Annotated in this window: 26 protein-coding genes; 1 reads left to right on the top strand and 25 read right to left on the bottom strand. The window is 34.7% G+C overall.

All coding sequences use genetic code 11. The features are described 5' to 3' along the window. Positions 1–603: 603 nt before the first annotated feature. The 8 genes from ACIQZI_RS03820 to ACIQZI_RS03785 form a co-directional block, all read right to left on the bottom strand. A complete protein-coding gene (locus ACIQZI_RS03820; RefSeq protein WP_403069574.1) occupies positions 604–1,371 on the bottom strand; it encodes a tyrosine-protein phosphatase in 768 nt (255 codons plus the stop codon). 120 nt (positions 1,372–1,491) lie between these two features. Beyond that, positions 1,492–2,178 (bottom strand): CpsD/CapB family tyrosine-protein kinase, encoded by a 687-nt coding sequence (locus ACIQZI_RS03815; RefSeq protein WP_403069571.1) that lies wholly within the window; start codon positions 2,176–2,178, stop codon positions 1,492–1,494. Continuing rightward, positions 2,165–2,881 carry a YveK family protein gene (locus tag ACIQZI_RS03810; RefSeq protein WP_403069568.1) on the bottom strand — a complete coding sequence of 239 codons (717 nt, stop codon included), beginning with the start codon at positions 2,879–2,881 and terminating at the stop codon, positions 2,165–2,167. Before ACIQZI_RS03810 ends, ACIQZI_RS03815 begins: the two co-directional genes overlap by 14 nt. Before the next feature lie 33 nt (positions 2,882–2,914). Beyond that, the gene (locus ACIQZI_RS03805; protein ID WP_403069565.1) at positions 2,915–3,256 is read right to left on the bottom strand and encodes a helix-turn-helix domain-containing protein; all 342 of its coding nucleotides are present in this window, start codon (positions 3,254–3,256) and stop codon (positions 2,915–2,917) included. Positions 3,257–3,316: 60 nt separating this feature from the next. Further along, positions 3,317–3,517 (bottom strand): YwzD family small protein, encoded by a 201-nt coding sequence (locus tag ACIQZI_RS03800; protein ID WP_403069562.1) that lies wholly within the window; start codon positions 3,515–3,517, stop codon positions 3,317–3,319. An 824-nt stretch (positions 3,518–4,341) separates the two neighbouring features. After that, entirely contained in the window at positions 4,342–4,536 is a 195-nt protein-coding gene (locus ACIQZI_RS03795) for a hypothetical protein (protein WP_403069559.1), read from the bottom strand. A 21-nt stretch (positions 4,537–4,557) separates the two neighbouring features. After that, positions 4,558–4,782: an anti-repressor SinI family protein gene (locus tag ACIQZI_RS03790; protein ID WP_403069556.1), complete on the bottom strand. Its 225-nt coding sequence runs from the start codon at positions 4,780–4,782 to the stop codon at positions 4,558–4,560. 268 nt (positions 4,783–5,050) lie between these two features. Next, on the bottom strand, positions 5,051–5,233 hold the full coding sequence (locus ACIQZI_RS03785; RefSeq protein WP_403069553.1) for a hypothetical protein: 183 nt from the start codon (positions 5,231–5,233) through the stop codon (positions 5,051–5,053). Between the two features lie 618 nt (positions 5,234–5,851). Here ACIQZI_RS03785 and ACIQZI_RS03780 point away from each other — a divergent pair. Continuing rightward, positions 5,852–6,115, top strand: a complete 264-nt coding sequence (locus ACIQZI_RS03780) for a hypothetical protein (protein ID WP_403069550.1) — start codon at positions 5,852–5,854, stop codon at positions 6,113–6,115. Between the two features lie 721 nt (positions 6,116–6,836). Here ACIQZI_RS03780 and ACIQZI_RS03775 read toward each other — a convergent pair. From ACIQZI_RS03775 to ACIQZI_RS03695, 17 genes are all read right to left on the bottom strand, one after another. Continuing rightward, positions 6,837–7,352 (bottom strand): VanZ family protein, encoded by a 516-nt coding sequence (locus ACIQZI_RS03775; protein WP_403069547.1) that lies wholly within the window; start codon positions 7,350–7,352, stop codon positions 6,837–6,839. 470 nt (positions 7,353–7,822) lie between these two features. Further along, positions 7,823–8,092, bottom strand: coding sequence for an excalibur calcium-binding domain-containing protein (locus ACIQZI_RS03770; RefSeq protein WP_403069544.1), 270 nt, complete (start codon positions 8,090–8,092; stop codon positions 7,823–7,825). A gap of 246 nt (positions 8,093–8,338) precedes the next feature. Beyond that, positions 8,339–9,307 carry a UDP-glucose 4-epimerase GalE gene (galE, locus tag ACIQZI_RS03765; RefSeq protein WP_403069541.1) on the bottom strand — a complete coding sequence of 323 codons (969 nt, stop codon included), beginning with the start codon at positions 9,305–9,307 and terminating at the stop codon, positions 8,339–8,341. Positions 9,308–9,602: 295 nt separating this feature from the next. After that, complete coding sequence (wecB, locus tag ACIQZI_RS03760; protein ID WP_403069538.1) at positions 9,603–10,697, bottom strand: non-hydrolyzing UDP-N-acetylglucosamine 2-epimerase; 1,095 nt, start codon at positions 10,695–10,697, stop codon at positions 9,603–9,605. A gap of 20 nt (positions 10,698–10,717) precedes the next feature. After that, positions 10,718–11,938, bottom strand: a complete 1,221-nt coding sequence (locus ACIQZI_RS03755; RefSeq protein ID WP_403069535.1) for a nucleotide sugar dehydrogenase — start codon at positions 11,936–11,938, stop codon at positions 10,718–10,720. A gap of 20 nt (positions 11,939–11,958) precedes the next feature. After that, complete coding sequence (locus ACIQZI_RS03750; protein ID WP_403069532.1) at positions 11,959–13,242, bottom strand: lipopolysaccharide biosynthesis protein; 1,284 nt, start codon at positions 13,240–13,242, stop codon at positions 11,959–11,961. A gap of 69 nt (positions 13,243–13,311) precedes the next feature. Then, positions 13,312–13,875: an acyltransferase gene (locus tag ACIQZI_RS03745; RefSeq protein WP_403069529.1), complete on the bottom strand. Its 564-nt coding sequence runs from the start codon at positions 13,873–13,875 to the stop codon at positions 13,312–13,314. Between the two features lie 19 nt (positions 13,876–13,894). Then, a complete protein-coding gene (locus tag ACIQZI_RS03740) occupies positions 13,895–15,304 on the bottom strand; it encodes an O-antigen polymerase (protein WP_403069526.1) in 1,410 nt (469 codons plus the stop codon). Positions 15,305–15,327: 23 nt separating this feature from the next. After that, entirely contained in the window at positions 15,328–16,503 is a 1,176-nt protein-coding gene (locus ACIQZI_RS03735; protein WP_403069523.1) for a glycosyltransferase family protein, read from the bottom strand. A gap of 63 nt (positions 16,504–16,566) precedes the next feature. Beyond that, complete coding sequence (locus ACIQZI_RS03730) at positions 16,567–17,691, bottom strand: glycosyltransferase family 4 protein (RefSeq protein ID WP_403069520.1); 1,125 nt, start codon at positions 17,689–17,691, stop codon at positions 16,567–16,569. Positions 17,692–17,720: 29 nt separating this feature from the next. Beyond that, positions 17,721–18,824, bottom strand: coding sequence for a glycosyltransferase family 4 protein (locus ACIQZI_RS03725; protein WP_403069517.1), 1,104 nt, complete (start codon positions 18,822–18,824; stop codon positions 17,721–17,723). A gap of 31 nt (positions 18,825–18,855) precedes the next feature. Further along, positions 18,856–19,581 carry a GNAT family N-acetyltransferase gene (locus tag ACIQZI_RS03720; protein WP_403069514.1) on the bottom strand — a complete coding sequence of 242 codons (726 nt, stop codon included), beginning with the start codon at positions 19,579–19,581 and terminating at the stop codon, positions 18,856–18,858. A gap of 7 nt (positions 19,582–19,588) precedes the next feature. After that, positions 19,589–20,224 (bottom strand): sugar transferase, encoded by a 636-nt coding sequence (locus tag ACIQZI_RS03715; protein WP_403069511.1) that lies wholly within the window; start codon positions 20,222–20,224, stop codon positions 19,589–19,591. Then, entirely contained in the window at positions 20,225–21,457 is a 1,233-nt protein-coding gene (locus ACIQZI_RS03710; protein ID WP_403069508.1) for a DegT/DnrJ/EryC1/StrS family aminotransferase, read from the bottom strand. Positions 21,458–21,746: 289 nt separating this feature from the next. Next, positions 21,747–23,576, bottom strand: a complete 1,830-nt coding sequence (locus tag ACIQZI_RS03705) for a polysaccharide biosynthesis protein (RefSeq protein ID WP_403069505.1) — start codon at positions 23,574–23,576, stop codon at positions 21,747–21,749. 58 nt (positions 23,577–23,634) lie between these two features. After that, entirely contained in the window at positions 23,635–24,525 is an 891-nt protein-coding gene (gene galU / locus ACIQZI_RS03700; RefSeq protein ID WP_403069502.1) for a UTP--glucose-1-phosphate uridylyltransferase GalU, read from the bottom strand. A gap of 365 nt (positions 24,526–24,890) precedes the next feature. Further along, a complete protein-coding gene (locus ACIQZI_RS03695) occupies positions 24,891–25,658 on the bottom strand; it encodes a tyrosine-protein phosphatase (RefSeq protein WP_403069499.1) in 768 nt (255 codons plus the stop codon). Positions 25,659–25,686: the final 28 nt, after the last annotated feature.

The following is a 25,686-nucleotide window of genomic DNA, read 5'->3' as shown; positions in this document are numbered from 1 at the left end:
GTCTAAGAATCAAACCCGTTGTTACGCTAACAAGCAAATATCTTATTTTTAAAATGTGCGGCATCTAGTACATCTTATCCACCGTTCCCAAGGTGAATTGTTGCGCAAATTTAATCGAGGATCACCCACGTAACTAACCGAATCATGCCGGGAAGCAGGATGCAATCGCGGATAAAGAGGTAAGTCGTTCTAAGTCCAGTCTTTCTATTTGTAAAAAAATTAAAATCAAATGATTTAATTAGCATGTCTTTTTTTAGCTAATCCTTGAAACAATACTCCAAAATTAGCAATTCATTGAAGTTCCCAATGATTCTTTTCAATCAAAACATTTCATCTCATTTATTCCGAGAGGTTATACTATTTTTTTATTCTCGTCTTACATCTATGAACTTCTTCCCTACAATTCATATAGTTTGATGAATTAGAAGAGTCCTAAAATTATTACTGTACAGTTTCTCTCTTTAGCAGTGCCACTTTTCTATTTTTAATAGAATATAATAGCATCGTTTCTAAATAAGGTAATTGAACTAAGGGAGCATCTTGCTTTATGTAACGCATTTTGGATAATCATCAAACTTTTCCATATTTATCTATCCTCCACTTCTAAAAAATACCTAAAAGCTTTTTCCTAATTGGCATTGGTTGTTTAATGGGAATGCTTTGGCCATGCAGCACCGTTTGCGCATTTTCTTTAAAATATAAGGTGCGATCTATACCATATGTTTTGGTGATTGTTTCATAGGCCTCTTGAAGCGTGAAGCCTCTTGAATAAACATTATGTGCATCCGTTGCAATAAAATGGGCCAAGTGATGTTCAATGATCTTTCCCGAAAAGGATTTAATCTTTTTGCCAAACAGACCAATTACACTTCCAGAAGTGAGTTGGGTTAAGGATCCCTGCTGAACCAATTGAAAAAGGAGATGAGGATCTTCTATTAATTCTCGATTTCTTTCAGGGTGAACAATAATCGGGGTTATTCCCTTCATTAATAGTTCGTAGACCACTTCATGTGTATATGCGGGTACATATCCCGATGGTAGTTCTAACAATAGGTATTTTTCCCTATTATTTAGAGTCAGGACTTCCTCCATTTCCAGTGATATCATTAAATGTTGATGGATCCTTACTTCTTGTCCCGGATAGAACGTAAGCGGAATCTTCTCTTGTTGTAAATGCTTATTAACCTCAGTTACCCGAGCAAGGATCTCATTCTTCTTATTTATATATTGCCCATTCATGTGATGCGGTGTTGCAAATAGATGGTTAATTCCAGCTCCTACTGCCGTATTCGCCATATCCATACACTCCAGCAAGTCAAGGGCTCCGTCATCAACCCCAGGTAGAATATGACAATGTAAATCAATTAACACTTACAAGACCCCTTTTCAAATCTAAGATGAAAGAATGGAATTTCCATTTAAAAAACCCGCAAACTTTTTCATAACCAGCAATAGTTGCATTCGCATGAGTTTCATTTGTCGGATTTATTTTTATCCATATTGGTAATAGTCAGCTTTCGATTTCACTTCATTCACTACTACACCAAGTAATTGTGCCTTCGCTTTTTCTAGCAATTCTTTTGCTTTCATAGCACCTTCTCGAGAAGTCTTTCCACTGGATACAACCATGACGACACCATCAGATTTATGTGCCATAATTTGTGGGTCTGTGACAGCAAGTACAGGTGGTGTATCAAACACTACATATTCGAACATCCCTTTCAGCTCTTCCATTAATAGTTCCATAGATTTGGAATCTAATAGTTCCGAAGGATTATGCGGAATAGGGCCACTAGTCAAAATATCCAGATTCGGTACATGTGTATTGGAAATGGCCTTATCTAGGCTAATCCTTTTAGTCAACACACTAGTCAGTCCATGAATATTATTGACGTTAAATGCATAATGAACAGAAGGTTTCCTTAAATCGGCATCTACAAGTAGAACTTGTTCCCCTTGCTGTGCTAAGACAATGGCTAAATTGGCTGCTGTAGTAGTTTTCCCATCTGAAGGTTCAGCTGATGTTACGACGATTGATCTGATTTCTTTATCTCCAGAGGATAAATGAATATTCGTTCTGATTAGTCGATATCTTTCAGTAATAGGTGATTTAGGGCTACTATGCGCAATTAAATTGACTGGCTTTACCTGCTTTTTTTTCCATTTAAGACGCAACATGTTCACTTCCTACTTTTTGTATTTTAGATCTTTGCTTCCCTGATGAAAATTTATGAATCGATCCTAGTACCGGAAGTCCGAGGTATATTTCAATATCGCGCTCATCTTTTAACGTGTTATCCAAGTACTCTAATAAAAAGGCCAATCCTATACCGAGCATCAAACCAACTACCACTGCTACGCTAATATTCATTAATGGGTTTGGTCCGACAGGAATGGGATTCACAGCCTTTGCCAGAATGGTTACATTGTCGACGTTCATAATTGCTGGGATTTCCCTTTGAAATGTTTCAGCTACTTCATTGGCAATTTCTACAGCCATTGCTGGATTACTATTTTGAACAGCTAAAGAAAAAACTTGGGAGTTATCTTGGCTATTTACGGTAATTTTTTGATTGAGTTGCGCTACGCTTTCTGGAAGATTAAGATTTGCTTTGACTTTATCCAGTATGGCGGGACTTTTTATGATCACACTATAAGTATTAATCACATCTATATTGACTTTTAATTGCGTGGCGTCTATTTGATTATTTTGGTTTTTCTGATTCACCAAGATTTGTGTAGATGCATGGTATACAGGTGTTATTACAAAATAAGAAATGCTACCACTAATCAATGCTGCAACCACTGTCAGGAACATGATTAACTTCCAACGTTTCTTAAGCGTATTAAAAATATCGCTAATGCTAATTGTTTCCTCCATATAGTCCTCCAGAAAATAGATTTGAATTGAATTTTATTTAGTTTTCGAATGTTGATTTTGCCATTTAATAAATTCAATCAAGGTTCTGTATTTTTTGATATCATTTTTTTCCAATCCTAATTCTTTTAATTCATTTACAAAGTCGACCCATTCCTTCTCGATATATGTATCCTCGTCCTTGTCGGTCTTTAATAAAGTTTCGAGATCTACGTTTAAAACGTCTGAAATTTTTAACATGATCTGAAGCGATGGATTCTTGTTCAGATTACGCTCAATATTGCTTAAGTAAGACTTCGATATATTTGTTAGTTCGGCAAGTTTTGAGAGGGTGTATCCTCTCCTTTTCCGTATTTTTACTATATTTTTCCCAATCATCCATTTACCTCTTTATTCCTTTTTTTAACGTGTACCTGTTGAACACAGATCTCCCTCTTATCATATTTTCACTTCTAATTTTTCGCTGTAAGAAGAAGTTTGCTTTATTCCTACCTCTTGTTCTGAGATCGTAGCTATAAATTGTTGCTTAATTTCTTCAACTAAAATCGTTACCGTCATATCTTTTACTTCATTTCCTCGTTGATAGGCATATGTTACAATATTTTTAAATGTTTCTTGATTTAAAAAGGCTGAATTCAATATTCTTCACCATTTCCTACTTTTATTTCTGCATAGAAATCCCTGTTATTTTCATAGATGGATTTTCACCCAATTAATACTTTTTCAAATACATTTCATCAGGAAGAAATAATTTTAGGAAAACGTGCAGAACTTAATGCTTAGCATGATTAAAACTACATTTTTGTTATTTACTAGATGCCTCTGAATATAGAATAAACTACTGCATTTCCAACAAATTTTTCTATACCTGACAGCTCCTTTACTAAACCAACTATTAAAGTACTAAATTACGAGTTCCCTTTAGAAACTTCATAATTTAATACTTTAATAATAAAATGGGGCATTTAACCCCTCCTCTCACCACACTCTTGACGACTTGCGTCTAAGGTTTATTTCAACCCACAGCGTAATCGAGTGCCTCCATTTATAGTGGTAAGGAGACATCACCAAATCTTCCATACTTTATTAAGATCCCTTTAGTTCTTAATATAGAACAAAAAATGTAAAAAAATCTACATTTAAATGATTAATATTCAGTAAATTCCTTGATTTATTATTTTCCTACACCACTTACTCTTACTGTGAACATTAGAATATCTATTTCGTCTTCGATTATTCCAACTCACAAATTTTTCATTATAAAGAACAAAACGACTGATAAATGGACAATAATTACTAAAAAAAACCATTTTTGTTCATTATAAAGAACTATCACATTTTTAAAATTACCATCTTCTATAAAATCTGTCAACTCTTACTCACCATTTAGCACTAATTTTTTCACAATTTCTCCTTCAAGAAAACACCATAAAAAGACTACATTAAGTATATCTTTTATACGATTACTTATGACGGTGCATAAGTAATATATCAAGCTTTGTTTCAATTCGATTTAAAGTTTGCAAAAGAGTTTCTTGAAATTCAGACTCCTTATTGTTGTTAGTTCGAGCTGCTTCGTACATCCATTGTTGCTGGTATCTCGATGCCTGGATAGATTGGCTGTTATTTTTTTTATTCATTTCTTCCAATTTACTCACTTCCCCCTATGTCATAAAAAGTTATTTTTTAGGTTTGAGTTGTTCTTCGCTTTCAATATTAATGGAGTTATTTGTAAGGAACTTACGGACTTCTTGAATAGATATCCCTATTTTTTTTGCTTCTTCTATTAAAACGAGCCATTCTTGATCTATATCCTTGTCCAATGTATGCAATCGTCCCATCCCCCAATATAGATAATCTAACATTCTTTTTCCCCATACAGTCAGTTTCTTGTTCTTTTTCAAGAAAAATTGTTCTTTATTAAGAATATCATAAGCCAAATCTCCTATATTTTCAATCTATTAAAAATAATTCCATAAAAAAATTATCCGATTACTAATAATCGTTGGTTACGTTAAAAAAGCAAAACTTTTTAATACTTAAACACTCACTGATGATTTGGATCACTATATTGAGGTAAAGTCTATAAAACCGATAAAAATTGATTGAGGATGTATTTAAAGTGGTTCAGCAACGGCTGTGAAGACTGGGGAGTTGAACCATGTACATTTCTCATATAGAGAATTGAATAATAAAGATTGGTTCTACGTCAAATGTTGGGGTGATAACCTCCTGCTCGGCATATTTCTTTACTGTTCTAGAATCTCTTCCTAATCTTTGTGCGATCTCTGAATAGTTGCTATCTTTTTTAATTATTTCATGTCTGATATAATTAATTTCGGCCACTGCCAACATCTCCTTTAATACCCCCTGCGCTCTTTGTCCCAACAGGAGGTGTATGTGTATTTTGGAATGTTGACAAGTGATTTTTTTAATTTGTGCAGCGCCTACGGCACTGCACAAATAGAATGCCATAACCTAGATTTTTATGATGCCATAAACATAAAGGGATCCGAAGCAACTGACCTTGGTCGGTTGCTTTTCTTTTAATAAGATTGATTACATGAAGATCGTGACGGTTACTAAGAGCATTTTAGAAAAACGGATACTCTTTATTCGCCATATTCAGGAGGTGAAAAGATGAACTACATTTTAGATATCCGCTCTTTTACTGAGCTTGTATTTCTCTCACTCACATAATCTTAGTGCTCAATAAACTCTCTCTGCAAGGCCCTCTTATGATTTAGTACTTTCGCGCTTTAAACGAAATGAATGATTTTTCGCTAGATCATTTTCGTTTATGAAACATTCGAAAATGATGAATGCGTGACAGTTGTAAAATCAAGATCATTCGAACGGGGACTGGCACGCAAAACACAGTCCCCAACTTTATAAAACTTTAACTATGCTTACAAGTCCAAGTCACATAAAATAATAGATAGAACAACTCGGACAAAGGAGGACAAAAAACGAATGGAAAACTACATCTCCCGCGAAGTTAAACGGTTGATAAATAGATATGGGGACGAAATAGAACTTGAAATTTTCGAATACTCACTTACTATTCACACTAGACAACGTATTTTCCCGATAAGCGATCGTTACTTTAAAGTGGTAGCAACCATATGCCAAGATGAACCACCTTTTAAAGACTTTTTCGCAACAGGTATGGCTTCCAAAAAAAGAATCGCCATAAAAAAAGCGATTCAAAATGTTCATAAAGAAGCGTCATACTAAAATTCACGTAATCGCTTTATATTTTAATTATTTGAGGATGGTAGTCAAGCACCATAGCCTCAAGCATATTGCTAATGATTTATTCCAAAGGAATTTAAAATTAAGGTAGTAATTGTTATTAAAATAAGTGTTACAGGATTTTGATGAATATTAAGGGGACTTGCTCTACATGTATTCTTGTCTTTCACAAGATCGAGATAGTTTTCAGAGTTCTTCATATTGTGGGCAATACCATGATGATTTCTATGCTTTTACGAAATGATGCTTCACTTCCCCTATTTCAAAAGAAAGTTCACACAAGTTTTACAGGAAAATAAAAACAATACAAACTTTACAACAAAGAAACTACCCTCAAATTTCAATCTAATTAAAAGCAGATTTGTTTTATCTAGTGCAACTGTTTAAGACCTATCAATATTTCAATCCAGATGTTCGTCACCACGATTGTAATAAATGAACCTACGAATAACCCAGCTATGAAAGTAAGCATAGGCTCCCTCCTACTCCAGATTAGTAGCTCTTAGCTATTTATGCGCCAATAATGGTTAAAAAGGATTAACAGAATGTTAGAGTTAAATTCTGATTGCTCATAGTATAAGGATTAGCTTCTTGAAGACCAAGAGAAACCATTCGCCATTTTGTGATAAGAGATGAAAAATCGGCGCGTTAGGAGAAATGTAAACGATCAACAGTAAAAACGCTGATTTTCGTTTGGGTAAACTCATTCAAACGAAAACCAACGTTTAATCGTCCCATTCGTTTTAATGCGTAACAGCCCGTGGAAAAATAGGATGCCGAGTAAACCACCAATTGTATCGATGACAACATCTTGCCATAGAGGTGTCCGACCGCCGGTAAAATGTTGATGGATCTCATCAAAGCATGCATAGATCAATACACACAACAGAGGTACACCAAAAGTAAAAACACGGCGCTTAGAAAAATAACGTAATGCAGCTACAGCCAAAAATCCAAATACGAAAAAAATAGATAAATGTGCAGTTTTCCGAATAAAAAATTCAAGAAAACCTGCAAGACCCTGATTTTGAACACTTACTTCATGCCCAGCGTAACTAAATACAATCCAAGATAACATATTCTCCAAACTAGTATTGCCTTCGAGATACTTTCCCAAAAACGGTTGGAGATTCTGTTCTTCATATGGTTGGGATGAGAAGTAAAAAATGCATGATGCCCACAGCAGAAGAACGATTAGTATGGTGCGCTTTTTGTTCAATAGAATGATTCCTTCCTAGAGAGGTGTTGTACAACCTTTTGAAACAGGGACCCGAGACTATAATGATAGTCCTGAACGATAGAACATTCAATTATATGTATTCCCTACGTTTCATACAATTCAATTGGTACAACATCTGGATCAGCAAAAAAGTGAAACTTTCCCCTGTAAATGAATCGATAATACATTCTTACTATTAGCTCGCTTATAGTAAGAATCACCAACAGTATCACAGTCATTCTCTCATACGTCTTAAACCCTTCAAAAAGCATTCATAGCTTTAAAAAGGAAGCAATTTTGAAAAACTTTAACATATCCCCTGTGATGGCACAAGAAAAATGTTTTTCTCACAATAAAAAAAAAAAAAACCTTGCAGAAAAATTTTTCCGCAAGGTCTTTTCATCATTATGCACATCTCACTTTAAAAGGGTGGTGATTAGGCACCGGATTTTCAGATACCTGTACTACTCTTAACGTTCACAAGCTATGCCATCTTTATCACGATCTTTACTGCTATTCGCATCATATAGCGCTTTTGATACATAAGGCTTGTAATTTGTTTTTCCCCCTTTGTTTTTTACAGTAGAAGATTTGGCAACCCCGCCGCTGTAGTCCTTGTTCAGTTCTGTACAGTTTTTGTACGTTTTTGCTTTAGTTACCGCTGCTTCAACCGTGAATGAACCAATAGAAATACAAAAAATAAGACCCAACGATAGCAATATTACAATCATCTTTTTCATTCTACATACACCTATTTCCATATTATTCTTTAACCTTTTTACTATAATCGAGATTTCCTTTTTTTACAATAGTTACCACGTAAGTGATAGCGTTTTCTTTTATCAAGAAAATAATATTCAAGAAATCTTGGCCAAGTTCATTTTTACTGTAATGAAAATTTTCAAATTATGATAGGATACAAAACCAACGCAGAAAATGCTAAATTCAGGTGTAAACAGGCACCCAGAGAAGGATGCCTGTTTATACTATTTCTTTTTTGAGTGCCATTTCCAAGCGCTATCAATAATTTCAGTCAGCCCTCTACTCGCTTTCCAGCCTAGCTCTTTGTAAATCTTATCAGATGAAGCTACGAGTCGAGCTGGATCTCCTGGGCGACGATTCGTGTATTCTATGGTTGCTTTACGTCCAGTCACTGTTTCACATGTTTCAATGACTTCTTTTACAGAGTACCCTTTTCCATTGCCTAAATTATAAAGGGCAGTTTGTACGGTACCTACTAACAAAGCATCTACTGCTTTAATATGTGCTTCAGCTAAATCAGTCACATGAATATAATCACGAATGCACGTACCATCCGCGGTATCATAATCCGTACCAAATACCGAGATTTTCTCTCGCTCTCCTAATAAATGCTCAAGAATAATCGGAATCAAATGTGTCTCAGGGTTATGTTGTTCACCAATCTCAGCAGTATGATGTGCTCCAGCAGCATTGAAGTAGCGTAGTACCACATAATGTAAGCCATAAGCTGCATGGAAATCAGCAAGAATATGCTCAATCATTAACTTGGAACGACCGTATGGATTAATTGGGTTTGTACTTGCTTTCTCCGTAATTACATTTACATCGGGAATACCATATGTAGCGGCTGTTGATGAAAAGATGAAGTTCTTCACGTCATGCTTCATCATTACTTTTAATAACGTAAGTGTAGCCGCCACATTATTATCGTAATACTTGAACGGATCTACGACAGACTCTCCTACTAAACTATTCGCTGCAAAGTGCATAACTGCTTCAATTTTGTTCTCTATAAAGATTTTTTCAAGGTCTGCCTCATTGCCTAGATCCCCTTCAACAAACAAAGCCCGCTCATCAATTGCTGAACGGTGACCTGTTGATAAATTATCTAACACTAGCACGTCTTTCAATTCCACTAGTTCTTTTACTAAATGGCTGCCGATATATCCAGCCCCGCCTACTACTAGGATCATTTAGATGCCCTCCCTGTTAAAATTATTCAATCACTACACCATCCAATTAATAAAATACATAATCGAAGTCCTTAGACGTTATAACATTCTTCCACTTTTTTTAAATGAGAGCTCCTTTACCCCAGATTAACAACCAACACTCTTAAAATATTTAATTAAACATGGCTTCACATTACGCTAACCAAACAAAAAAAGGACAAAGAGTCTTTCATTGACTCTCTGCCTCTATTAGTATTTCGACAAATTCCGAGTGATGGCAGTACCCAATACCATTCGATACCTGCAAATATTATATTTAAAATTCTAACACATCTGCAATCCTCATACTTGCAAACCCATCACCATATGGATTACTTGCTTGACTCATTTTTTCATACTCTGCTTTGTCATTAAGTATAAATTTAAATGATTGATAAATAAATTCTTCATCTGTTCCAACAAGTTTCAATGTACCAGCAGCTAGGCCCTCAGGACGCTCAGTAGTATCTCGCATAACCAATACTGGCTTACCTAGACTTGGAGCTTCCTCCTGAATACCGCCACTATCAGTTAGTATTAAATAAGATCTTGAAAGGACATTATGAAAATCTAAAACTTCCAAAGGTTCAATCAGTCTTACTCTGTCACAGTTTCCTAGAATTTCATTAGCTGCTTCTCTTACTATTGGGTTCATATGAATAGGGTATATAACCTTAATATCTGGTTGCTCATCTACTATCCTCTTTATTGCTCTAAACATATTTCTCATCGGTTCACCAAGATTTTCTCTTCTATGTGCGGTTATCATAATAAGCCTGCTATCTGCTGCCCAATCTAGATGTTCGTGAGAGTAGTCTTCTCTAACTGTTGTGTTTAATGCATCAATAGCTGTGTTCCCAGTCACATAAATATTTGCAGGATTTTTTCCTTCTTTAACTAAGTTTTCTTTTGACATCTCAGTAGGAGCAAAATGATACTTTGCTACACTCCCAACTGCTTGACGATTAAATTCTTCCGGATACGGCGAATAGATGTTATACGTTCTAAGTCCAGCCTCAACATGTCCAACCGGTATTTGTAAGTAGAAACAAGCTAAAGCTGTTACAAAAGTTGTAGAAGTATCGCCATGAACTAAAACCACATCAGGTTTTACCTCTTCCAAAACACTTTTCATTTTTTCGAGGATATTTATGGTTACGTCAAATAATGTTTGTTTGGCTTTCATAATTGAAAGGTCGTAATCAGGAACTACCTCGAAAGCATCAAGAACTTGATCTAACATTTCTCTATGTTGACCTGTAACACAAACAACCGTTTCTAATTTATCTCGAGATTTTAATTCTTTTACTAATGGGCACATTTTAATAGCCTCTGGTCGTGTTCCGAAAACTACCATCACTTTTTTGTTCATCTTATCTACCAACTTTACTCTTATAGTTTATAAGGACCCTCAAAACCACATATGTTTTTAGTATCAAGAACTAGTTTATCCTTAATTAGGTCCATATTGCTTTTTATATGATTATGTCCAACCATAATTACCAGGATCTCTATCTCATTTAAAAAGTCCTTAAAGTTCATAAATTGATGATCTACAATTCTACTCTTTACGAAAGGATCAAATACTTTAACCCCAAATGCTAAGTTCTCGTCCATTCTTTCTAATAGTTGAAGTGTGGGACTTTCTCTTGTATCATCAACGTTTTCTTTATATGCTAATCCGTAGAGACCAACTTTTGATATATCTTTAATACCATGTTCTCTCATTATATCTCTTATTCGGCCTAAAACATGTCTTGGCATAGAATCATTTATTTTTCTAGCTGACAAAATTAAATTTGTTAGATCTGGATAGTCTCCAACTAAGAACCAAGGATCTACAGAAATACAATGACCTCCAACTCCTGGGCCAGGTTGTAATATATTAACCCGTGGATGCATATTAGCAATTCTAATAATCTCATAAACATCCATGCTATCAATACGACAAATTTTAGCTAACTCATTAGCAAATGCAATATTAACATCTCTGTAGGTGTTCTCTACAACCTTAGACATTTCCGCTGATCTAATATCTGTCACGAAAATGTCAGCCTTGCAGAAGCTCGTATATAAACCTTTTATCTTTTCACCAATTTCAGGATTATCCGCTCCAATTGTTCTTGAGTTATTCACTAACTCATAAATCATATTACCTGGAATAATTCTTTCGGGAGCATGTAAGAGATGTATATCGTCTCCAATCACAAATTTTCTTTTTTCTATTTCCGGTCTAATATATTTATCAATTGTTCCTGGCGAAATGGTTGACTCTATAATAATGAAAGCACCTTTTTCACACACGTCTAGTACGCCATTCACGGCAGAAATAATGTACTTCGGATCTAACTTTTTATCTTCTTTTACATATGGCGTTGGAACTGCAAGAATATAAGTATGTGATTTTTGATATTCTGTCGTAAAGGTAATACCATTGGACCTTGCCTCTGAAAACAGTTCTTCCAGTCCAATCTCCTCAAATGTAAGCTCACCATTGTTTAATGAATCTACTAAATCTATGTTATAGTCAGTTCCCACAACTTTATTTCCGTTCTTCGCTAGAATTAAAGCAGTAGGTAAACCGATGTAGCCAAGTCCTATAACGTTAATCATTAGTTAAACAACCTCTTCTCTTAATTACTTAGTACAGTTTTTGTACCTTTACTCAATTTATAAATATATAGATAGAAAATTGTATAGATTATTGAATAAGTAGTCGTTATAAAGGTTAGGAACGTATATATATCCCATCTCATTAATTTACATATCACATAAGAAACAACCGATGCTATAATAAATAGATTAGACATATAAAACTCTGCTTTTTGTTTTCCTGATATAATCAGTGCAGGAGCTAATGCTGTGACTATAAACCTAACTCCATACATTGGTGCTAGTATCTGTACAAATACTCCGGCAACATTCCAACCATCTCCAAATACTAAATCAAATACATAAGGGCCTAATATCATTAATATCAGAACCATAGGTATAGATAGACATAGGAGAAAAAGGCTTATTAGCTTTAACGATTTACTATAATTACCTGTCAATTGATTTTCCTCTGATGCTTTTTGGAAGAATACTTTTGAAACATTCATACTAATTAAATTTAAAGGTAGCCCTAATATTCTATAGGAAATAGCATAGAATCCAAAAGTTGCAAGTCCAAACAGACCAATAATAAAAAAGTTTAATATGGAGTAAGATGCTGTATTAATAAGATGTGAAGGCATCGAGAATATTGGTAAATTTTTATATTTAGTTAAGGAATTTTTTACTCCCTGAAAATTAACATCCCTTAGTTGAATCCTATTCTGATATAAATGCTTTCCTTGCCTTTTAAAACCTACTAGCATTCCTAGTAATTGAGATATTAATAATCCAATTGATCCAATTTTTAGTAAACCCAAAACCACTATTCCAACATTTTGCGCCAGTGTTCTAGTTACTATAACAGAAGATATAGTTTTATATTCCTTATGCCTATTGTTATAAGCCGTTAAGATATTAACAAACAAAGTTAGGAATAATATTCCAATCACTAAATAGGAAAAGCCCCCAATTTCATCTGTTATTTGCGGATTCATTGTAAGATAAAACTTATAGCCTATTGTAATTAAAATTAGGAAAGAAAATGAAAACACTATACACCCAACAATTAGTTGCATCACTTCTTTTTCATTTTCTGCAGCTACAATAGCTTGATCATACTTCCCACATAAAACAGGTCCGAATATTGCTACTAAAGTTAATATTAACGTGTATATACCTATCTGTTCTGGTGTATATAGTCTTGTCATGATAGGTGCTACAATAACAGTTATGATCTGAGCAAGTAAAGAACCCATTGTTAATTGATAAATATATTTAAAATACTGCGAGTCCAGTAGCCCCTTTTTCATTTTAAACATCATTTTCCTCTATTCAAAATCAATAATTTTTTCAGATTAGCTTAATACACTTTAATTATTTGCATTGGGTAGCTACCTATCTAAGTCTTTAATTTTTTTAGCAGGAACACCACCGATAACACAGTGCCCTTCTTCAAAACTCTTAGTAACAACTGCACCTGCACCAACAATGGTAGAATCCCCTAATGTCACACCAGGTAAAATTACTGCATTCATTCCTATCCAACAGTTATTACTGATAGTGATATCTTTAGGTTCATCATGTGAATCTAAATCATAGATATTGTGATTTTCTGTAATTAGCCCCACATTCGGAGCAATATATGTTCCTTCTCCGATCACAATTTTTCCACCATTCCAATTTTGAAAATAGCAACCAAAGTGTTGAAAGATATTTAGATCATTTATATGAAAATGAATATTGCCGGCATTACCAAGAATATTATTATGTGAAACCGGGAAAGGAACATGTCTATTCATTCCCAGTAACTTTTGAAACAATAAACTTCTCCAACACCATTTCCACCCCTCAATATTATCATCAAACCAACGCCCTTTAAGGAATTCCTTTTTGTAAAAGAGAGGTATAATCACCTTTGAAATTAATATAAATATTCGATGCATAAAAAGTCTCATTTCTATACGTTATCTCCCATCAACGAGTATTTCCACTAGGATAATGCCTTTTAGACTTTGTTTTAATAAAGTTCACTATTACTGCAAAGATTAGTACCATAATCATGTCATATCTGTTACGAACAAATGAATCTAAATCAGCATAAGGAACGATGATAAACAAAATTAGAGCAATTCTTAATGTAATGAAATAAAACTTATCTGAATGTAACTTATCGATCACTTTGTCCAATTCTTTGCAGATAATAGCTATTGTGGTTGAGATTATTAAAATGCCTATAAATCCAAACTGTCTTATTCCTAAGGTTAGTAAATCAGTTGGAATTCCTCCACCAGAATTCGTTTCTATATAATATTCTGTTATAAAGTGATAACCTGATGTAACTTTCGTTAACCCGAAAATACTTAAAATAGAAGTTGGGATAATATTTATGATCCAAGTAAAATAATCTACTCCCATTCTAAGTCCAAAAGCATCATTAATGTGATGTACATTTAGTAAATTAAGATATGGAAAAGCAAATTCATTTATAATTGAGCCTAAATCAGACGAACTTTCTTTTAAATATCCATAACTTAGATAGAAAAATAGATCATCAAGAAGTCCTAATAAAATAAAACCAAATATAGAATATACAAACATATATATAAATGGATATTTAGATTTTCTAAAGGCATAATCTATAAAAAATGTTAACCCAAAAAGTATTACTCCTAACCTACCTGCGTTAATAAGAAGATAAAAAATACTTGCTAGGATAGATATTAAAAGAAACATTTGCACAATGAAACTTCTTTTTATTCTTAATGCATAAGCTAAAAAATAAGTTGAAGCAAGTGAACTAACCATTAATACTATTGCAAAGAGTCTATTTTGAGGTATTAAAACTGAACTATCACTACCATATGCTCTTAACTGATCTCCCATTGCCAGTGCAGTAAGGATACCACCAAGACTATTAGCAATCAGTAACTCCGCAAAAACACCGATAGCTAATGTTGAAATCCCTGTAAGTACTGCAAACTTATAAACTTTTTTATTTTCTTGGATGATATGACTCTCATGTTTATTATTGTTCTCAGTATTAGTTTTCTCTGTAATTTCATGACTTAGTCTTGTTTTCGAAGCAAAACTTATACGATAAACAAATATAAATACTGTATAAGCAATGACTGTATAAGAAAATGCATAGAAAATATCATATGAGTCAGCTAAACTTATCCATAAGACGAAACTCTCTAGACCGTCAGAATTCAAGTCTATACAAATGTGACTAATAATCGGGATAAATATATAGTACAAAATAAATGCAGCATGAAAAAATATGAATGCATTTATTTTTTTCTTCCGTTTATACTGAGTAACTAAATTATATACAGCTATAACTAGAAATAAACTGTAAAAAAAAATAACTAGCCAAGTTGCCATTTATTACACTCCAGTTTTAACAATCACTTGTCGTTTATGTTAATAATTTTATTTGCTATATTCTCCGGACTAAAATTCCCCACCACAAATTTTGTATTTTCAAATTCTTTATTCTCTATCCGAACAACTTTTCCAAAGATTTCATTCTTATTGTTATCCGCAAATATATAGCGATTATATTTATTAAATGTTTTTAATAGTATCTCTTTTGGTCCATCCAGTATAAATAAGATTAACTTGTTAGTCCCTGAATATTGATAAATTTTACCCGGGATTTGTGTACCCATTGTATTACTTAAATGAACTAAAACATCACAATCTTTTTCAAACTCTTTCGTTTTCTCGAAAGATACCCTTGGGTAAACTTTTATACGATCTGTACTTTCAAGACTAATATCACTTAATCCGCAAATAATTAATTTGTGTCTAGAATTATTTATTGCATCATACAAAGGTTTTATATTTCTTATTTTTGATGAATAATCCCCACAATATAAAAATGTTAAAATCCCTTTGTTAATATCACTATTAGGATATATTTCTTTCTTCACGTAAGGGATCGGTGCATAATCCATCTTGATTGCATAGTTTGGATATATTTTTTTCTGTTCATTCAGTGTTAACTTCGATACGTAGATTATCTTATTAGCAAACTTAAAGAGTCTTTTCTCTTCTTTTTTGATTTTTGAATTTAATAATTTATTGTTTCTTGTTATATCCGACAAAAACGGATCTCCCCAAATTTGAATCCACGGCGTATTACTTACTAACCCTCTTTCAAACATTCTACTAATAAAAAGATGTGATGACTTAGGATCTGAAGAAGAAATAATTAAATCATACTTGCTATCCGTTATATCAATTTGATCTTTTGTGGCATAGTTTGCCATACCTTTGAGATTGTCATAAATTTCAAAGTATTTCATTACCATGTAAGTTATATTTTTTAACGGTTGAATCGCTTTAAATTTCCTTCCAAATTTTGCAATGTCTTGTATACCACCGAGTTTAAGATACCTTACACTCAAGTTGCTATTTGATAAACTCTGATCATAGTTCGGATGGTTTTGATCAAACTCGGTCGTTATTAGATCTACATCATGCCCTAAGCTTAATAATCCTTCAATTGTCGCACGGTTTCTTATCGAAGCGGATGTATTAATCTCTAAAGGTCTGGAAACCGCAAATAATATTTTCACCCATAAGTCTCCCCTCTTTAAGCTAAGAGCTATAAGAAAAAAATAAGATTGGACAAACATTCTTTATAAATATTTGTAAAGATTTATTAACCTTAATTCCATCTCATCCCAACTATATTTCTCTTTGTACAAGTTCTTCATTTTAGTCGATATATTACCCCATTCAAACTTTCGCTCAACTAACTTCTCTATGGCAGCTTCTAAATTCACCATGTTGTATTCAATAACTTCACCAATGCGATATTTTGCGATAGTAGCATCCATACCCGTATTTTCCGCCATAATTAAGGGCTTACCTAACATTAAACCTTCGTAAAACTTATTCGGTGCTGAATAATAATGATTTGGTACTTTCGGGTCATAGATGGCCGTCATAATATCACAGCTATTTTCTAATTCTAATGTTTTGTGATATGGCAGCTTTCCGTAGAAATAAATATTGCTATATTTATTTGCAACTGCCTCTAAATAATCCTCATACTCCCCAAAGCCACCAACATGGAACTCGTATTGTGGATTCCTTTTCACGATTTCTACGATTTCCTTTATAAATCTTCCATTACCTAGAATTCCAACATACACTAGCTTAGTCTTATCCGGATTTAAATCAAGCTTCTGGAAACCATCTTCCTGATATGCCGGTGTATTGTGTATGACAGCTAAATATTTAGGACTCGTCCCTTTAATTTGTTCTCTCCTTTTGTCCGTACAAATAATGACCGCGTCCGCTCCATTAATAATTTCGTGGTCTTGATTAATAACATAACTTTTCAGCTTGTTCGGTACACCAAATGCATCCACGTAATAGTCGAAAATGTCATAGACGAACTTCTTCTTCAACTGCTTTGCAACTTTATTAGATATAAAAGCTGTATCAAAATCACAGGCATGAATGACGTCATACCGTTGCTTATTTTTGATTAACCAGCTGAATACTCTCATTTGAAATTGCACTAATGGCCATAAATTTTTCCGCATTCCACCACCGTAGGAGGCTGGAATTCCTAATCGATAAATTTTCACATCACCGGATTCAAGTTTTACGTAAGATTCCTTAATTCTGTATTTTGAACTTCGATCCCATGCTAGAATCTCCACTTTATATCCAGCTTCAACAAGACTATTCACTTCTTTTTCCACCCTAGAATCGGGATCCACTGGATTAGAACGTACAAATATGATTCTCATTCATAGTCTCTCTTTTCTTTTAATAATTGTTATAGCCCGCTGTATATTTCTCTCATTTTATTTTTCACAACACTCGTGTCGTATTTCCTCACTTCAGTTTTATTATTAGTACCCATAGCCTGACGCAATGGCGTATTGTTTACGACTTTTTGAATTGATGCTGCAAATCCATCAATATCCTCTGGATGCAACAAGTATCCACCAACTCCGTTTTCGATTAAATCCGTATTTCCCCGAATTTCAGAAGCGATAATTGGTAGTCCTGCTGACATGGCCTCCATGACAGAAACAGGCAATCCCTCTTGATAAGAAGGGAATACAAATACGTCAGAAGCGATACAGATTTCCTTAATGTCATTTCTGAAACCGAGAAATCTTACTTTCTCTTGAATTCCAAGGGAGAGGGTGAGCTCCTGTAAGTAGCTGTCTAATTCCCCTCTACCACAGATTAAATACACATAATTTTGATTCTCTAGTTTCGCTATTGCTCTTAGGGCTGTCTCATGGTTTTTCCGCTTAATCATCTCACCGATAGAAAGTAATACTACCGTATCTTCTTCGATCCTTAATTCAGCTCGCTTCTCCTCACGCCTACCTACTGCATCGTCAAACTTATTCGTATCGACGCCAATGCCTGGAACATAATGTACTTGTCCAGCTTTGAAATCATTGGCTTTGTAAAGATCCTCTTTGTTGATCGTAATGAGATGGTCTGTATATCTTGCTAGGAATTTCTCCACTGGATAATACACTACCCAGTTAACAAATGGTGCCCCTTTATAGAAATGAAAGCCATGAGCTGTATAGATCACAGCGGTAATCCCTAATGACTTCGCTGCAAGTCTAGCTAACACGCCTCCCATTGGAGAATGACAGTGTACAGCATCAAAATTCTCTGATTTCATGATTTTTTTTAATTGCTTATATGCTTTTATATTCTTTAGAGAGAATGGTGATCGCTGAATATCAAATGGATGCCTGATAATACCTAAAGCGTCTAACCTTTCATTTGCATCACTAAAATTAGCAGAAGCATGAACCTCATATCCTAAAGAATTTAGAACTTCTATATTACCTTGTTCAAACAAATAAAACTGTCTACTGACTGTTGAGACAATAAGAACTTTCCTCATTTAAATCCCCCGACTTAACACACCATAATATTTATAAATTCCACAAATGATAAACTTGATGACACCCTACCTGCTTACAACCAACTTTATGATAAAAGTTAATTGCACCCATATTCCTCGCTTGGGTACCAACTTTAATTTCATTAAATCCACGTTGATATGCCGCATATTCTACTGCTTTAAATAAGCTAGTACCAATGCCACCTTTAGTCTCACTTTGAGACACAGCAATTAGCTCAATTACACATGCATTATCTGAATAGGAGAATAATAGGAAACCATTTATATCGCCCATTTCATCTTTAGATAACGCATAAAACTTATCTGGCTTTCCAAAAGAATTAATAAGCCATTGACGATATATTTGATCGCCACCTCGTTTAGCCAATTCTGGATCATCCGTAAACTTTGAAAACTGAAAATCTGCTATTTCGATCATTTGATCATTTCTCTCTAGTGATTGGTGGCTTGTTACGTTTTTTGGCATCTCATTTGGCCCTATTATTTTTTTCACAAACTGAATATTCACGTCTACCAAAAACGCGGATATATCCTTTCCGATCATCTGAGCATTAACAGGTTCTGAATGTTGATTCTCAATTGATATAAACTGAAAATCTTTAAAACTTGTTTTTAATTCATTCCATTCATCTAATGTAAGCGGTCTATGCAATATAGCTTTTGCACTAGTAACACCAAAAAAGTCTGTATCCCACTTTAATTTATTGAAGGTTACTGCATTTTCTATATTTTTCATAATAAACTCACCCCTTCATTCCTATATCTGTATTTTGATTTGAATTAGTACCCTTTTCGCTTACAAATACATCTTCGCGCTTCAAAACCGACATAGCTGTTTTAAAAAATATTTTAATATCAAGCCACCAAGACAGTTGGTTAATGTAGTAAATATCATTTTGAATTCTTTCTTTCCAAGGTACCGTGTTTCTAAAGTAAGCCTGATTATATCCAGTAACACCCGGTCTTATTTCTAGTTTCCGTCCTTCATTGCCCTCATATAATGCACGATGTTCTGGTAAGTCAGGCCTTGGTCCGATGATACTCATATCACCCTTAATAATATTTAACAGCTGTGGTGTTTCATCAAGACTTGTTTTACGAATAAACTTTCCTATCTTAGTTAATCTGGGATCATCTTCTGCATTAAAAGTTGACCCATCTTCATTTCTCAAGTCAGGAGCATTCATTTTCATTGAACGGAATTTATACATTTTAAATATCTTTCCATTCTTGCCAAGCCGCGATGCATTATAAAAAATTGCCCCTTTGTCTTGAAAGTAAATGATCGGTCCAACAATTAATAGGATAATAAACCAAAATGGAAGTGCTATCAAAGCTAATATTAAATCAAATACTCTTTTAAAAAAATTCCTATACATTTAGCCACCCCACACCTTGAGTTCATCCAAAGTCTTTTTTAAACTTTCTATTATATACTCCACATCCTCATCACTCAACAAAGTATGAAGCGGAAGCGTAATTTCATTTACATATTGCTTGTAAGCGTTCAGGTAATCCTCAATGTCAAACCCCAAATTTTTATATGCCGTAAACATAGGCAATGGCTTATAGTGAACGTTACACGCAACACCAGCTTCAGCCATCTCAACAATTATTTCATTTCTTTTTTCTTCGGTAAGTCCAGGTATTCTCGTTAAATATAAATGACCCGACGATGAAAAGTCCTCACCATAATGTTGCAAGCTTTGAATCCCTAATGGTAAAAGTGCTTTATCATACATCTCAATAATCTCTTTACGTCTTTGCTTAAGACTCTCATATCTATTTAACTGAATTAAACCAAACCCAGCCATAATATCGGTCATATTGCACTTGTAAGCGGGATAGACAATGTCATATTCCCATGCACCTTTTTGCGTTTTCGCTAACGCATCTTTAGATTGGCCATGAAGGCTATATAACATAAATTGTTTATATAGCCACTCATCATCCAATCCAAGTCCTCTACTCCAAACTACTGCACCACCTTCAGCCGTTGTTAGGTTCTTTACTGCATGGAAAGAGTAGCAGGTAAAGTCTGCCACTTGTCCACATTTCATTCCATTTCTCTCAGCTCCAAAAGCATGAGCAGCATCCGTCATTACAATTACTCTATTAAATAACCATTGAAGTTCATTGTTTGGCTTAAACTGATCTTTTTTACTTTCTACTATTTTATATATAGTATCGTAATCACACATCTTCCCAGCGATATCAACAGGAATGATCGCTTTTGTCTTCTCTGTAATTGCATCAGCAAGTTTTGCGTAATCCATCTCAAATGAATCTGGAGCCGTATCAACTAGTACAATTTTTGCTCCAATATGATCTATAACGGATGCCGATGCTGTATAAGTATATGCAGAAGTAATGACCTCATCTCCCGGACCTATCCCTAAAATACGAAGAGTAAGCTCCATTGCTGCTGTTGCGGAATTTAAACAAACTGCCATATTTGTACCAACATATTCAGCTATTCTTTTTTCAAACTCTTTTGTTCTAGGTCCAGTTGTAATCCAACCAGACTTCATTGCTTTTACAACTTCTTCAATCTCCGCATCTGTAATATCCGGTGGAGAAAAGGGGATATTTCTTAATTCAGTATCAATCATAATAATTATCCTCGCTTTATTAATCTTTATTTGTTAAGCATTTATAGTGATTCTTTAGTAACTTAGTACTTAATTGGATTCCAACTTTTCTTCTATCCAACTAACTACTAACCAACTAAATACATCAAATGTACATACCACTTACAAAGACGTATGTCTACTTCAACATTAAAAATACAAAACAACAGCCCTTGTCCATACAATAAAATCAATCATATGAACAGGAACCATTGAAACTTTCTTTTCAAGCACACTCTTCTTTTTCCCTCAAATTCATTCATTTACTTCTTCAACTCACAACCAATACTGTTTGTTTCTTCTTACCAAATTTTGTATTAGCGATACTTACTAATATTTCTTTCAACTCTACCGAATTCTTATGAGGCAAAGTCTCGATCATAGAATAAAGCTCATCTTTCTCCATCGGCTCCGCCTTCCCAATATGAATCTTCGGAAACACCTGCTTCGCCTGAACTTCATTCTCATTCAATAACTCTTCAAACAACTTCTCCCCAGGTCGAATCCCAGAGAATTTGATTCCGATTTCTTCTATTGTATATCCTGAGAGAGTAATAAGGTTTTTCGCAAGGTCGACAATTTTAACAGGTTCGCCCATATCAAGGACAAATACCTCGCCACCTCTAGCCAATGCACCAGCTTGAATAACAAGCCTTGAAGCTTCCGGAATCGTCATAAAATAACGTGTCATTTCTGGATCTGTTACTGTGACTGGACCACCTGCTTGGATTTGCTTTTTAAATAATGGAATGACACTTCCTCGACTCCCAAGTACATTTCCGAAACGCACGGCAACAAACTTTGTAGCACTTTCTTTTGCTAGGTTCTGAATAACCATCTCCGCGAACCGCTTCGTCGCCCCCATCACATTAGGAGGATTAACAGCCTTATCTGTTGATACGAGAACAAAGTTATTTACTCCAAAAGCATCCGCTGCCTCAGCTACGTTTCGAGTGCCAAAGATATTGTTTTTCACAGCTTCCATTGGATTATATTCCATTAAAGGCACATGTTTATGAGCGGCAGCATGATAAACAACATCCGGTTTGTATTCAGACATAATATCAAAGATCCGAACACGATCTTGAACATCCGCAATAATAGGAATGATTCCAAAATCGCCCATATACTTTCTTCTTAATTCCATATCGATCAAATAAATACTATTTTCACCATGACCTAAAAGAAGCAATGTTTGTGGCTGGAAGTTGGCTATTTGTCGGCATATTTCCGAACCAATCGATCCACCAGCTCCTGTAACAAGCACGGTTTTTCCTGTAAGTTTTTCTGAAATAGCACTCATATCTAATTCGACTGGTTCTCGACCAAGTAAGTCTTCCACTTGCACATCTCGAATTTGATTCACTGAAACTCTGCCGGTAACAAGGTCTTCAATCAATGGCATGATTTTTGTCTTTGCTTTGGTTTTTGCACATTCTTCATAGATTCTTTTAATCTCATGTTTTTCTAATGAAGGAATCGCAATGACAATGTTTTCTATGTTTAGTTCTTCTACTAATTTTGGGATGTCTTTAATATTCCCTTGTACTTCAATTCCATAGATTTGTAATTTATACTTTTTAGAATCATCATCGACAAAGGCAATCGGGTATAGGTCGGCATCTGTATTTTTCAAAAGCTGCCTAGCAACCATTGTTCCTGCTGAACCTGCACCAACAATTAACGTTCGTTTCTTATTAGGATTCGCTGAAATAAATCGGTCTCGGAAAACCCGCCATGAAAATCGGGAACCGCCGATTAAAATCATATGTAACATCCACGTGATACCTAAAACCCTAAAATATACATCCTGGGTTAAAACAAGTTGAACAATGGCAGTCACCGAAATCGAAAACGTAATAGCTTTTACAATCGCGGTTAATTCACCTACACTTGCATACGCCCATGCTTTTTGATAAAGACGATAAATAGTAGCAAATAAATGATGGCTTAAAAGCAAGGAAATCGAGCATATCCATAATATAGGCTTTGTATAGATCTTCAATTCAGGATTCAAAATAAAGTATCCAAGTAAGATCGAACATAACACAATGACCGAGTCTAAAATGATTAATAATGGAATCCTTTTTTTATAATCCAATGGCAACCCCTTCTTTAATTAAATAGCGATAACTCGGATTTTGGATTAACAGTAATCCTTATCCATTTGTTTTTTGAGCAGACATATTCTTCACCGTTTGCTCTAAGAACGCTAATAACTCATCTTTTATTTCTTCATTCTGCAACGCAAACTCTAACGTAGTTTTCACAAAACCAAATTTCTCACCAACATCATACCGTTTCCCTTCAAAATCATAAGCAAATACTCGTTGAATTTCATTTAGCTTTTGTATAGCATCCGTTAACTGAATTTCTCCACCAGCACCTTTTTCCTGTTGCTCTAAAAACATAAAAATTTCAGGAGTTAAAATATAGCGCCCCATAATCGCTAGATTAGATGGTGCCGTTCCGATCGCCGGTTTCTCTACAAAATTACTTACTTGATATCGTCTGCCATTTTGTTCAGTTGGATCAATAATCCCATAGCGATTTGTTTCATTCTCAGGCACAGTTTGCACGCCGATGACAGAAGATAATGTTTGGTCATATTCATTCATTAATTGCTTCAAACAAGGAGTTTCTGCTTGAACAATATCGTCTCCTAGTAGAACGGCAAATGGTTCATTGCCAATAAATTTACGGGCACACCACACTGCATGGCCTAAGCCTTTAGGTTCCTTTTGGCGAATATAATGGATATCTACTTTCGAAGGAGCTTGGACTTTTTCAAGTAATTCAAATTTTTCTTTTTCCATTAAATTTGTTTCTAGTTCAAAGGCATTGTCAAAATGATCTTCAATCGATCGCTTGCCTTTACCTGTGACAATGATGATATCTTCAATACCCGATGCAACTGCTTCTTCTACTATGTACTGAATTGTAGGTTTATCAACGATTGGCAGCATTTCTTTCGGCATTGCTTTTGTAGCTGGTAGAAAGCGGGTACCTAGTCCAGCAGCTGGGATAATCGCTTTACGAACTTTTTTCACAATGAATTCCTCCTCTTATTTTTTAGGTTATGATTTTATATGGGTATGTAGCCTGAAAAGTAAATAGCTAATGATAAGTCACGTTCGTAACATATCCTTTCATTAACTATTTAAAGAAGATATTCAACCTTCTTCCTACCCAGCCAATACATATAGACAGAAGGTTTATCTGGTATTTTTACAAAAAAATAGAAATATAGTCAAAAAAATAAACGGGCAGTTAATCCACCCTCACACCACACTATTGACAACGTAATGCGTCTAAGGACTCTTAAAAAGAAAGGGTCCCACAGCATTACCGAGTACCTCCATAGATAACGGATAGAAGGTATTACCGTTGCTTATAGTAAAGTTGTCGTTTTACATTAAAAAATCCCCAAGAATTTCTTCTGTGTAATTTGTTGCGGCACTTCTTTATACACCGTTTTTCCTTGCAATAACAGCTCAGCATTATCCATAAACAAATACACCATATCGACCCCATATTTCTCTTCAATCAAATCATAGGCTTCATTCAGCTTGAAGCTTCTTGTTGTTACGTTATGAGCATCAGAGGCAATAAAATGAGTTAGGTTGGCTTCTATTAGTTGTAGGGAGAATTTTTTGATTTTCTTGCCGAATCCTCCTGCAACGCTTGCTGCTGTCGTTTGCGTCAAGGTGCCTTTTTTGACGAATTGATAGAGCATGTTTGGATTGGTGATTAGTTCTTGATTTCGTTCTGGATGGACGATAATCGGTGTTAGGCCTTGCATTTGTATATCATATAGTAGCTGTTCCGTGTATCGTGGAACATGTCCTGTTGGAAGTTCGATGAAGACATATGTACCCGTATCATTTACGGTTAAGATTTCTCCTGATTGATAATCCTCCACTAACTCCCCATAGATTCGGTTTTCCTGTCCTGGGAAAATCTTAAGCGGGATTTGTTCCTCTACTAATCTTTCATTTAACTCTGTTACTCTATTTAAAATGTCTTGTTTTGTATTTTCATATTTTCCATTTTTGTGATGTGGTGTGGCGATGATCGAGTGGATCCCTTGTGACACGGCAAGTTTTGCCATAGCAAGACTATCCGGGACATGTTGGGCTCCATCATCGATTCCAGGTAATATGTGACAATGAATATCTATCATAAAAAAACATCTCCTCGGATAGGCTTTG

This window comes from Peribacillus sp. NPDC096379 (genome assembly GCF_044762875.1).
Taxonomy (GTDB): domain Bacteria; phylum Bacillota; class Bacilli; order Bacillales; family DSM-1321; genus Peribacillus.
Note: the sequence above shows the minus strand (reverse complement) of the source record. Positions and strands in the feature narration are given on the sequence as shown.